General features: G+C 42.7%; 9 protein-coding genes. All 9 read left to right on the top strand.

What is annotated here, in order from left to right; all coding sequences use genetic code 11:
• Positions 1-195 precede the first annotated feature (195 nt).
• The 9 genes from ACTNB8_RS04640 (at position 196) to ACTNB8_RS04600 (ending at position 12,630) form a co-directional block, all read left to right on the top strand.
• Positions 196-1,299, top strand: coding sequence for a substrate-binding domain-containing protein (locus tag ACTNB8_RS04640; RefSeq protein WP_296155142.1), 1,104 nt, complete (start codon positions 196-198; stop codon positions 1,297-1,299).
• A gap of 286 nt (positions 1,300-1,585) precedes the next feature.
• Entirely contained in the window at positions 1,586-2,458 is an 873-nt protein-coding gene (locus ACTNB8_RS04635; protein WP_441052701.1) for a glycyl-radical enzyme activating protein, read from the top strand.
• A 105-nt stretch (positions 2,459-2,563) separates the two neighbouring features.
• On the top strand, positions 2,564-4,954 hold the full coding sequence (locus tag ACTNB8_RS04630; RefSeq protein WP_441052699.1) for a pyruvate formate lyase family protein: 2,391 nt from the start codon (positions 2,564-2,566) through the stop codon (positions 4,952-4,954).
• A gap of 13 nt (positions 4,955-4,967) precedes the next feature.
• Entirely contained in the window at positions 4,968-5,996 is a 1,029-nt protein-coding gene (locus ACTNB8_RS04625; RefSeq protein WP_441052697.1) for a GntR family transcriptional regulator, read from the top strand.
• Positions 5,997-6,021: 25 nt separating this feature from the next.
• Positions 6,022-7,404, top strand: coding sequence for a sedoheptulokinase (locus tag ACTNB8_RS04620; protein ID WP_441052696.1), 1,383 nt, complete (start codon positions 6,022-6,024; stop codon positions 7,402-7,404).
• Positions 7,405-7,427: 23 nt separating this feature from the next.
• Positions 7,428-8,099 carry a fructose-6-phosphate aldolase gene (locus ACTNB8_RS04615; protein ID WP_441052694.1) on the top strand — a complete coding sequence of 224 codons (672 nt, stop codon included), beginning with the start codon at positions 7,428-7,430 and terminating at the stop codon, positions 8,097-8,099.
• A gap of 17 nt (positions 8,100-8,116) precedes the next feature.
• On the top strand, positions 8,117-9,625 hold the full coding sequence (gene xylB / locus ACTNB8_RS04610) for a xylulokinase (RefSeq protein ID WP_441052693.1): 1,509 nt from the start codon (positions 8,117-8,119) through the stop codon (positions 9,623-9,625).
• A gap of 164 nt (positions 9,626-9,789) precedes the next feature.
• The gene (rhaB, locus tag ACTNB8_RS04605) at positions 9,790-11,190 is read left to right on the top strand and encodes a rhamnulokinase (RefSeq protein ID WP_441052691.1); all 1,401 of its coding nucleotides are present in this window, start codon (positions 9,790-9,792) and stop codon (positions 11,188-11,190) included.
• Between the two features lie 21 nt (positions 11,191-11,211).
• Positions 11,212-12,630 (top strand): arabinose isomerase, encoded by a 1,419-nt coding sequence (locus ACTNB8_RS04600; RefSeq protein ID WP_441052689.1) that lies wholly within the window; start codon positions 11,212-11,214, stop codon positions 12,628-12,630.
• Positions 12,631-12,655 lie beyond the last annotated feature (25 nt).

Genomic DNA, 12,655 nt, shown 5'->3' with positions numbered 1-12,655 from the left:
AGCTACAATTCTTTGTGAAATAATAAGCCTTCGAATTCGTTGACAGCCTAGTGCCGGATTGATATAATTATAAACAGCTGAGGGACATAAATCTTTTTTTATTCCCAAATTGGTATCTGGATAAGATACCAATATCAAACAAGAATATATGTGGCCGGAGGCTTCATATAAGAACCAAAAAGGGAGGTTTTTCAAATGAGAAAAAAAGTTTTAGCAGTAGTATTAGGAGCAGCTATGGTAGCATCCATGTCCAGTATGGTAATGGCAGCAGACGCAGAAGAAACTGTAACACCAAACGAAGAGTACAGTTTTGAAGTAGTAGTAAAGAGCTATCAGTCATCATACTGGCAGGCAGCTGTTAAAGGAATCCAGGACGAAGCAGATGCAATCGGCGTAAAAGTAAACTGCACAGGTCCTAACTCCGAATCCGATATTGCTGACCAGGTAAACATGCTGAACAATGCAATCAGCCAGAATCCGGATGGAATCGGCCTTGCAGCATGCGATCAGGACTCCGTACTTGATTCTCTTACAAAAGCAAAAGAAGCAGGAATCCCTGTAGTATGCTTTGACTCCGGTGTACCGAACGCTCCGGAAGGATCCGTATATTCCACAATCGCAACAGACAACTATGGTGCTGGTGCAGTAGCAGCAGAAAACCTTTATCCTGCAGTAAAAGATAAAATCAAAGAAATGGTAGATGCAGGAACAGTAGTACAGGTTGGTGAAGTAAACCAGGATTGTACAGCTGAATCCACATCAAACCGTGGACTTGGATTCATCGATAAATTCATCGAACTTGCAACAGCAGACGGATATACAGTAGCAGTAACAGGAAACGAATTCTTCGTTAACAACTGCTCAGATGCAGGAGATGAAAGCTCTGCAAACATCGTGATCCAGACAGCAGTTCCGTCCCAGACAACAGTTGAACTGTGTGCAACAGAAGCTTCCAAACTTCTGAACGTAGAAAACATGGTAGCAATCTTCGGATCCAACCAGGTAGCAGCAGAAGGTATCCTTACAGCAAACCAGAACCTGAGCGTACTGGGAAGCGATCCGGAAACCAAGATCCTTGCAGCAGGATTTGATGCTGGTTCCACAATCAAAGCAGCTGTTAAAGATGGCACAATGTTTGGCGCAGTTACACAGTCTCCTCTGGCAATGGGCAAAAACACAGTAGATATCCTTACAAAGATCGCAAACGGCGAAGAAGTAGAAGACCTTCCAACACAGGGTTACTGGTACAATGTTGATAACATGGAAGACGATTCCATCGCTCCTAACCTGTACGACTAAAGTGAACGTAATATCCGAGTAGGTGTTCACGATATATTTATAGAGGATTTCTATATGACAGAAATGTCCCGGGTCTTATGCCCCGGGGCATTTTTGAATTTAAAAGAAAAAATAAAACCAGCTATTTATACAAAAAAATAACCATTATTTTGTGCACTAATATGGGCCTGATTTTGTTGACAAATCAGGGGGCACAGGGTATGATAGAACCATAGTAAATCTTCTTTTTTTATTAATTAAATTGGTATTACATACTAATACCAATATTGATAACATGGAGGCAGTTATGAAATTAAAAATTTTCCAAAAAGGATTTAATTATTCTCAGGATGGTGAGGGAAACCGCCTGATCATTCATTTGCAGGGCTGTAACATGAAATGTCCCTGGTGTTCAAATCCGGAGGGAATGCCTCTGGAGGGAGTACTTTTTGTAGAAAAAGAATGGCTGAAAGAAAGCTGTTGCCCGAAAGGAGCAGTGAAGGAGGGAACACTTGACCGTACCGTCTGTCAGAACTGCAGTGAGCGTCCATGTACAAATAATCGCAGACAGAAAGGTATCAAGCTTTCCTATAAAGAATATGAAGTAGACGAAGTAGTAAAAGAATGTAAGATGTCGAAGCCGATGTTTTTTGAAGGCGGCGGGGTGACGCTTACAGGCGGTGAGATCACAATGCAGTTTGATGCAGTGAAGGAACTGCTTCAGAAACTTGGGGAAGAAGGAATACACAGAGCTATCGAAAGTAATGGCACACACCCGAGAATGGAAGAACTGATTCCTTATGTTGACCAGTGGATCATGGACGTGAAACACTATGACAATGAAACCCATAAGAAATGGGTGGGCGTTCCGAATACCTGGACAATAAAGAATCTCGAAATAGTTTCCGCAAAGCATCAGAATGTACTGATCCGTGTGCCGCTGATCCCGGAATTTAATGATTCCGAAGCTGATGCAGAGGGATTTGCAAAACTTTTTGAGGAACATATTAAAGGAGAACACACGAAGGTTGAGTTCCTTACTTATCATGAGTTTGGTAAAGGTAAATGGGAACAATGCGGACTTGAATATAAAATGAAACCGGGAAGAATTGCACCGGGAACTGCAGAACATTTCGAAAAAGTTCTCAGAGAACATGGAATTGAATGTGTAAGAACCTGATAACACTAAATCAAAAACAAACATAAAAGAAAACATACATATTATTTATCATAACTATTCAAAAGCACTGAACAGTTACCATTTATTTCAAGGAGGAAATTAAGAATGAAGATTACAGAAATCTATAGTCCGCAGGAAATCACAGAGCTTGCAAAAGACAGATTCCAGGAAGAAAGATCCCTGGATCATCTTGAGGGCTGGTTCCTTGCAAGAGAGATCGCCATGAGATGTGATGAGACATACAAAGATGAGCCTGACAGTATCCGTATTGCAAAAACACAGGTAGAGATTATGAAAGAAATCCCGCTTACACTTGGTGATTATCATGTGTTTGCAGGAACTCAGGATGATGCATTTGCACGTTCCTACGCACTGATCAATCCGGCATTTAAAGTAAGTTCTTTCGCAGGTTACTGTGATCCTACAGCAGTATTCGGAGACATTGATCCGATCGGAGACATCACAAAAGAAAGAATCGAACATGTAAAGAATTATTATGCAGAAAATAATTTCGCAAAAGTTCTTACAGCTGCTTATAAACCGGCAGAAAAATATACAAAAGAAGCAGTTTTTTTCATGGAACAGGTTACAGGACATGTAATTCCTGATGTCCGTCATCTTATTGAAAAAGGTGCTCTTTATGTAAAGAATGAGATCAAAGAACATCAGGCAAAAGCTACAGAGCAGAAGAAAATTGATTACTACGAAGCAATGAGCATTACAATGGATGCGCTTCTTGTACTTGCCGGAAGATATCAGGCAATGGCAGAAGAAAAAGCCGAGAAGAGTGAAGGCAAGATGAAAGAACGTTTTGCATACATGGCAGAAGTTCTTAAAAAAGTTCCGGCAGAAGGTGCTGGCAACCTTTATGAAGCAATCCAGTCTTTCCTTCTGATCTGGCAGACAATGTGTCTGGAGCAGACACCGAACCCGTTTGCATTTTCAGTCGGAAATGCTGACCGTATTTTTGAACCATACAGAGCAAAAGAAGATTTGGACAGAGACGCAACAGCAGCTCTTCTGAAACATATGCTTGTATTCTTCAACGTAGCAGACAGAAGCTGGGCAATTTCCCAGAACCTGATCATCGGAGGAAGAGATGTAGACGGAAACGATCTTACAAATCCTACATCCTATGCACTGTTTGACGCATACTTTGACATGAACCTGCCACAGCCGATCCTTTCCGTAAAACTTCATAAGAATACACCGGATAAGCTGTATGAGGAAATGGGAAGATTCTTCTTTACACCAGGAGTACTGACCCCGTCACTGTTTAATGATGATGCACTCTTTGAAGTTCTGGAAAACAATGGAGTAGCAAAAGAAGACCTTCCGGATTACTCCGTAGCAGGATGCCAGGAGCCTCTTATCATGGGTAAAGATAATGGAAATACAACAAACAGCTGGTTGAACCTTCCAAAAGTTCTTGAACTGGTACTCCAGGGTGGTAAATCTGAAATCACAGGAGATCAGATCGGAAAGACAAGAGAAGAACTGGGCTACAGCAGTAACCTGGAACTTCTGAAAAATATCAGAGAGGTATTCTACAAAGAACTGGATCATTATGTGGATGAGATGACAACTGCTGCAAACAATGCTTCCAGAGCGATTGGGATTTATCAGGTACCATTCCTTTCAGCTATGATGGGTGGAATCGAATCCGGCATTGATATGAGAGATACAGAAGAGCAGGGAACAAAATATAACGGAAGCGGATGCCTGATCCACGGACTCAGTGTAATGGCAGACTCCTTCGTCGCTATTGACACACTTATTGAAGAAAGACCGGAAGATGCAGACAGAATGCTGGAAGCACTCCGTGATAACTTTGAACATGACGAGGAGATGCATCAGTATCTTCTGGAATGTGACAAATTCGGAAACAACATCGAAAGAGTTGACAAAGAAGCAAAAGAGATCGCAGAAAAAGTTTCCGCAATGGTATCCTCCAAGAAAAACTATCTTGGAAATCCATTCAGACCGGACTATGCAACCCCATCCACACATCTGATGTATGGATACTGGGTTGGCGCAACACCTGACGGAAGAAAATCCAGAGAAATGCTGAACTATGGTGTTGACCCGCTGTATGGAGAAGCATCCGGAGGACTTGGAATGAGAATGCTTTCCAACAGATATCTGCCATTCAGCACAATGAACGGTGGATATGCTTCTCACTTTGGAATCAACCCGGGATACTTTAAGGGTAAAACAATGGAAGAAAAAGGTCTGGAATTCAAGACAAAGATTTTTACACCACTGTTCTTCAATTCTTACGATGAAAAAGAAGTATCACCATTCTATTTATATGTAAATGTTACAACACCGGATATGCTTCGTAAAGTACTTGCAAATCCGAAGAAATATGCTCCAAGCGGTGTTTATATTGTACGTATCCATGGAACATTTGTTAACTTCCTTGACCTGTCCCCGGAAATCCAGGAAGATATCATCAAGAGACTGGATCCAAACTCTACCGCATTAAGCGCATAAAACAGGAGGCCATATGGAAGAGCAGAGCCTTTACCGGGACGTAAGAACCCGGATATGCCGAATGATCTACAAAGATATATACAGAGACGGTGAGAATATCCCGCCGGAAAGAAAACTTGCAGAAGATCTTGGTGTCAGCCGTGTTACGGTTCGTAAGGCTCTGAAGCTTCTTGAAGAAGAACACATTATAGAACGCATTCAGGGAAGTGGAACAAGAGTGGCTCTGGAATATGGAGCCAGAACCGGAAACATGGACATCATTACTCTTGTGGCTCCTGCCCAGAATGCGTTCTTTTCACGATTCATAGATGCATTTCAGACAACTGCCGAGGAGATGGATTCGCTGGTGCTTTTTAAGCAGAAATCATCAAGACAGTCACTGGAAGAATGTCTGTTCCGTATTTATGAAAAAGATCTCCGGAATGTAGTACTCTGGCTGGAAGACATGGAGATCAGCTACGAGGCACTCCGCAAACTGCGAGGACTGGGAATGAACATTGTTCTTTTTGACTCAATCAGGAAAAACAGTTACGCAGATGCCGTATGTCTGGATAACAGAGGTGCTGTCAGACGGCTGATGGAATGCCTTCAGAATGCAGGCTGCAAAAGACCGGGGTTGGTTAGTTGGGAGGACTTTGCATCAGGAAGCAGTGTGCAGATCCGTGAACAGGAATTTCAGAAACTCTGTCCGGAAGGAACTATTGTAAGAGTCCCGAGAGAATATCATAACCATCTGGACAGACTGAACCAGCAGACTGTGGAGGAATATCTGAAACAGCTGGAAGGCTGTGATGGTGTTCTGTATGCAGTCGGAGAACTGGCATCACCTTTTGAACAGGTGGCGGCGCTGAAAAATATGGTTCATCCGGTGGCAATGATTGATGAGGCACCGGGCGTTTTTGCAACACAGACATTTACAGTGGATCAGGATTTTCAGGGAATGTCCACCAGAATTTTCAGCTGTCTGAAACGTCAGAACGAAAAGGGCAGTGCATGGAAAGCAAAAGTATATCAGGTAAAAGGCATTCTTGAATCTGAATAGAAAAAGGAAAACAGGAGAAAACATTATGCGTGCAATGGGAATTGATATTGGAACAACAACAGTCAGTGTGATCCTTCTGGACAGTGAATCCGGAGAGCTTTTTGGAAGCAGAACAATTTCACATCAGGCTTTCATGGAGGGAAAACTTCCGGTGAACCGTGTGCAGGATGCAGAAAAACTTTACAGTCTCACTGAAAAGGCAGCCAGAGAACTGAGTGAAGAGTTCGGAAAACCGGACAGCATGGGACTTACAGGTCAGATGCATGGTGTCCTCTATGTAGATAAAGATGGCAAGGCTGTTACACCTCTTTATACATGGCAGGATGGAAGCGGAAATGAGAAATATAACGAGACTTCCACTTATGCACAGGTTTTAAGAAAAAAAGTTGGAACAGCAGCAACCGGCTATGGAATGACTACGCATTTTTATCTCTCACATAATAATGAGATTCCGAAAGAAGCAGCAAAAATGACGACGATCAGCGATTATGTTGCAATGCGTCTCTGTGACAGAAAGACACCTGTTCTTGCAAGAGATATGGCGGCAAGCTGGGGTTGCTTCGACACAGAGAACAATCAGTTCCTGAGAGAAAAACTTGAGACTCTTGGCGTAAGAACAGACTGCATCCCGGAAGTTACTAAAGGTCATGGCATTATTGGGAACGCAGTTGTAGACGGACTTGACGGAGTGCCTGTCATGGCATCTCTTGGAGACAATCAGGCAAGCTTTATCGGTTCTGTACAGAGCCTCTGTGATACAGTACTTGTGAATATCGGAACAGGAAGTCAGGTATCTTTCGGAACAGGAGGTTACTATCAGACAGAAGGTTCGATTGAACTTCGGCCGTGTACAGATGATTCATATATTCTGGCAGGTTCAGGTCTGTGCGGCGGAAGAGCATATGCAATGCTGGAGCAGTTTTATCAGCAGGTTCTCTCGGCAGCAGGACAGACAGACAGTGCTGCTTTATATGGAGTTATGGAAAAAGAGGCACGTGCATTTCTTGAGAAAAACAGTGCTGATGCAGCATGGAAGATACGAACGACTTTCTCCGGAACAAGAACCAATCCGGAAGAAAGAGGAAGCATCACAAATATCGGGGTACAGAACTTTACCCCTGGTGCAATGACAGTGGGAATGATCGCGGGAATTCTGGAAGAACTTCATGAAATGTACCGTGAAATGTGTAGAATGACGGGAAGTAAGGCGCTTCGTCTGGTTGGTTCCGGTAATGGAATCAGAAGAAATCCACTGATGCAGGAACTTGCAGAGAAGTTATTTGGAATGACGCTGAACATTCCGAAATGCCAGGAAGAAGCAGCCTATGGTGCAGCACTTCATTCACTTGTATCTGCAGGACTTGCAGGATCACTGGAAGAAGTGCAGGAAAAAATAAAATACATCTAAAAGACAACGGAGGAGTTACAACAATGGAAATTTTACTTGACACAGCCAACATCGAACAGATCAAAAAATATGTAGACCTTTATGAGATTACAGGAGTAACCTCAAATCCGACCATTATTTCCAGAGAACACGCAGAGTTCTGGCCACTTCTTACCGAAATTAAGAAGATTATCGGCGACAGACAGCTTCATGTGCAGGTAACAGGAGAAACATGGGAAGAAATGGTAAAAGAAGCAGAATGTATTCAGGCAAAGCTTGGCAAAGAGACCTATATCAAAGTACCTACCACAGAGCAGGGAATCTGTGCAATGAAACATCTGAAAGCAACGGGTTCTCATGTGACAGCAACAGCTGTATATACAACACAGCAGGCAATGATGGCTGCAAGTGTCGGAGCTGATTATGTTGCTCCGTATTTCAACCGCATGAACAACCTGAATGTAGACAGCCGCAAAGTTATCGGTGATATGGTTCAGTTATTCCGTATCCACAATAAACCAACGAAGATCCTGGCAGCAAGCTTCAAAAACACAGAGCAGGTTATGGATGCATTTACGGTAGGTGCACAGGCTGTGACAGTTTCTGTTGACCTTCTGACAACTATGGTTGAAAACGCAATTATTGATTTTGCAGTAGAAAACTTCAAAAAAGACTGGATCAAAACATACGGGGATAAAAAAATCTACGAATTATAAAATAAGAGGGCGTTCTTATGGGGAAATATTTACTTGCGCATGATATCGGAACATCAGGGGACAAGGCTTCTCTTTTTACAGTAGAGGGTGAATTGGTAAAGAGTACAGTTGCTTCTTATGATGTAAATTATCAGGCAGGCGGCGTAGCTGAACAGAATCCGGCTGACTGGTGGCAGGCAGTGTGTGATGCAACCAGAAAAGTTATCGAGGGGATCCATGCAGAAGATATACTTGCAGTTTCTTTTTCAGGGCAGATGCAGTGCTGTCTGACAGTTGATAAAAATGGAAATGTATTAAGGCCGGCGATGATCTGGGCAGATAACCGTGCCCAGAAACAGGCAGATGAGCTGAAAAAAAATCTCGGGGATATTGATGCATATTCTCTTCTCGGACATCGCTTAAGTCCGTCTTACAGTATTGAAAAACTTATGTGGGTTCGTGATAACGAACCGGAAATATATAAAAAGACCTTTAAAATGCTTCAGGTAAAAGATTATATCATTTACCGTATGACAGGCCGGTTTGTGACAGATTATTCTGACGCGTCCGGAACGAATGCACTGGATCTGGAAGGACTTTGCTGGTCAGATGAGATCCTTGAGGCAGCCCGCATCGAGAAAGATAAACTGCCGGAACTTCACAAATCTACAGATGTAATAGGAAATCTGACGGAAGAAGCAGCAGAAGCACTGGGACTTACAACATCAACAAAAGTTGTATGCGGAGGAGGCGATGGCCCGTGTTCCGCACTTGGAGCGGGCTGTGTTGAAAAGAACCAGATGTTCCTGACTTTCGGGACTTCCGCATGGATAGGAGGAACAACTGAAAAGAAATTTCTGGATAAGGATCAGGTATTTTTCTGCTTTGCCCATGTTATTCCGGGCAAATATATGCCATGTGGAACAATGCAGTCTGCGGGAAGCTCTTATGCTTATGCTCGCAATACTTTCTGCGGAGAAGAAATAAGAAAAGCCAAAGAGCAGGGAATCAGCAGCTGGGATCTGATCAATAAACTGGTAAGCAGTTCTCCGGCAGGGGCAAAAGGACTTGTATTTCTTCCTTATCTGACGGGAGAGAGAGCTCCAAGATGGAATCCGGATGCATCTGGAAGTTTTATGGGTATCCGCATGTACCATAAACGTGAAGATTATATAAGAGCTGTCCTGGAAGGTGTTGCAATGAATCTGGAGCTGATCCTTCAGTCCTACAGGCAGTATATGGATATTGATGATATGATTCTGACAGGTGGTGGAGCCAAAGGGGATATTGTGGCAAAAATTCTCTCTGATGTTCTGAATGTGAATATGCACAGACCGGATCATGTAGAAGAGGCCACTTCCATAGCAGCAGCAGTTATTGCAGGTGTTGGCTGCGGAGTTTATGATGACTTTGATGCGATTCACAGGTTCCTGAAGATCACAGACAGTGTGAGCCCGGATGAAACGGTTCAGGACTGTTATAGGGAACGGAAAAAAGTTTTTGATGACGTGTATCAGGTATTACTTCCATTATATAAAGAATTATAAAATAAATTGCAAATAAAGACACTTTTTTACGCAAACAGGGTTCTTCACACTTGAAGAACCCTGTTGTAATATGTTATTATCAAATGTGAAGAAATACGTTAAATCACAGCATTTTTCACAATGAAAACTCCTGTGAATAATTTACATTTTAGGAGGGTTTTACAATGGCAACATATTATGCAGCAGTAGATATGGGAGCTTCCAGCGGTCGTCTGATTCTGGGACATATGGAAAACGGAAAGATGGAACTGGAAGAAATCCATCGTTTCGAGAATGGAATGGTAAAGAAAGACGGCGAACTCTGTTGGGAATTCGACCGTATTTTCAAAGAAATCGTAACAGGGCTTAAGAAATGCAAAGAAATCGGAAAGATTCCTGTAAGCATGGGCGTTGATACATGGGGTGTTGACTTTGTACTTCTTGACAAAGATGACAAAGTACTTGGAAATACAGTAGGATACCGTGATCATCGTACAGAAGGAATGGACGAAGAAGTTTACAAATACATTCCGCTTGATGAACTGTACGCAAGAACCGGTATTCAGAAAGCTATCTTTAACACAGTATATCAGTTGATGGCAGTCAAAACAAAACATCCGGAATATCTGGAACAGGCAGAAACACTGCTTCATGTACCGGATTACTTCCACTATCTTCTGACAGGACAGAAGACCTGCGAATATACAGAAGCTACAACAGGTCAGCTGGTAAATGCAGAGACAAAAGACTGGGATTATGAGATTATCGACAGACTGGGATACCCGAGAAGAATTTTCCAGAAACTGATCATGCCTGGTACAAGCGTAGGACATCTGACAGAAGAAATTCAGAAGGAAGTAGGATTTGATGTTGAAGTTGTTGCACCTGCAACACACGATACAGGATCAGCAGTTCTTGCAGTTCCGGCAAATGATGATGACTTTATCTATATCAGTTCCGGTACATGGTCACTGATGGGAATCGAAAGAAAAACTCCTGATTGCTCACCGAAGAGCTGTGAACTGAACTTCACAAACGAAGGCGGTTATGCAGGACGTTTCCGTTACCTCAAGAACATCATGGGACTCTGGATGATCCAGTCCGTACGTCATGAAGTAAACGATAAATACAGCTTTGCAGAGATCTGCTCCATGGCAGAGGAAGCAAAGGATTTCCCGTCAAGAGTAGATGCAAATGACGAATGTTTCCTTTCTCCTGAGAATATGACAGAAGAAGTAAAAGACTACTGCCGCAGAACAGGACAGAAAGTTCCGGAAACAATGGGTGAGATCGCAACTGTTATTTATACCAGTCTTGCTGAATGTTATGCAAAAACAGCAAAAGAACTGGAAGAGAGCACAGGAAGAACTTACAGCCGTATCCATGTAGTGGGCGGTGGTTCCAATGCAGGATATCTGAATGAACTGACAGCAAAAGCAACTGGCAAAGAAGTTCATGCAGGTCCTGGAGAAGCAACTGCAATCGGTAATATTACCGCACAGATGCTGAAGGCAAATGAATTTAAATCCATTGAAGAGGCCCGTACAACAATTCACGAGTCCTTTGGAATTAAAATTTATAAATAAAATTTAAATGGAGGTTTTATTATGTTAGTAAACACAAAGGCAAAAGTTGGTGTATTTTCTATTGCTTTAGGTGCATATCTGCCTCAGTTCCCGTCACTGGTACCTGAGTTTGAGGCTCAGTATGATGCATTCAAAAAAACTATTCCTGATACAGTAGAAATCATCGACGGAGGAATGGTAACAACAAAGGAACAGTCTATGGAAGCCGGAGATAAATTCCGCGCAGCAGACGTTGATCTTGTTTTCCTTCAGATGCTGACTTATGCTACATCTTACAATATGCTTCCTGCAATCCGTGATCTTGATGTTCCGGTAGTTCTTGTAAACGTACAGAAACTGAAAGCACTGGATTATGATCATACAGATATTGCTGCATGGCTTGGCGAAGGTTATGCATGTGGTGCTGTAGGTGAAGCAGTTGCTGACCTTGAAAGAGCAGGTAAGAGACATGCTGTTATTACAGGTGTTGTAGAAGGCGGAGATCCGGCTGTTCAGGCAGAGATCGAAGACTGGTGCAAAGCTGCGCAGGTAAGAAGAAGATTTCGTGATACTAACATTGCACAGATCGGAAGACCTTATCCGGGTATGATGGATCTGTACATTGATGAGACAAACCTCTATAACAGAATGTTCCTGTATACAAAACAGTTTGACTGGGAAAAAATGTGGGCAATCGCTGATGATGTGACAGATGAAGATGCAATCCGTGCAAAAGCACAGGATATTCTTGATACTTTTGATATCGAAGGCGGCGGCACAATCGAAAAAGTATGGGATATGGCAAAATACGTTGTAGCATTTGAAAAATGGGTAAAAGACGAACATCTCAGCATGGTTGCTTCCCACTATGACGGATTTGCACAGGGTAAAGCAGGTGTACTTGACAGTATGCTGATTCCGGCATTCTCCATGCTGATCAAACAGGGTACAGCATGTGCTGTTGAAGGTGATATGAAAGTTGCCATGGCTATGAGTATTCTGAAGACAATCTCCGGAACAGGCCAGCTTTCCGAAATGTACTCCATCGACTTCAATGATGATATCTGCATCATCGGACATTCAGGAAGTGGAGATGCTGATATTTCCGACAAGAAACCTACCATGAAGATCGTGCCTGTATTCCACGGCAAAACAGGAGGCGGATACCTGACACAGTTCTATCCATATACAGGCCCTGTTACATATCTTGCAATTACACAGGACGCTGACGGACACTTCAAATTCGTTGTAGCTGAAGGCGTTAACGAAGAAGGACCAATCCTTTCCTTTGGTGATACAAACATGAGAACACGTTTCACATGTGGAGCAAGAGAATTTGTAAACCGCTGGAGCGAAGCAGGCCCGACACATCATATGGCAGCAGCAACAGGACGTCACATTGATACAATACTCAAAGTTGCAAAGATCTTTAACATACCGGTTGATATCGTTACAAGATAATTTCAGATAAGCCATCTGAGACAAT

The sequence above is a fragment of the Blautia sp. HCP28S3_G10 genome (genome assembly GCF_052065235.1).
Classification (GTDB): Bacteria; Bacillota; Clostridia; order Lachnospirales; family Lachnospiraceae; genus Blautia_A.
Note: the sequence above shows the minus strand (reverse complement) of the source record. Positions and strands in the feature narration are given on the sequence as shown.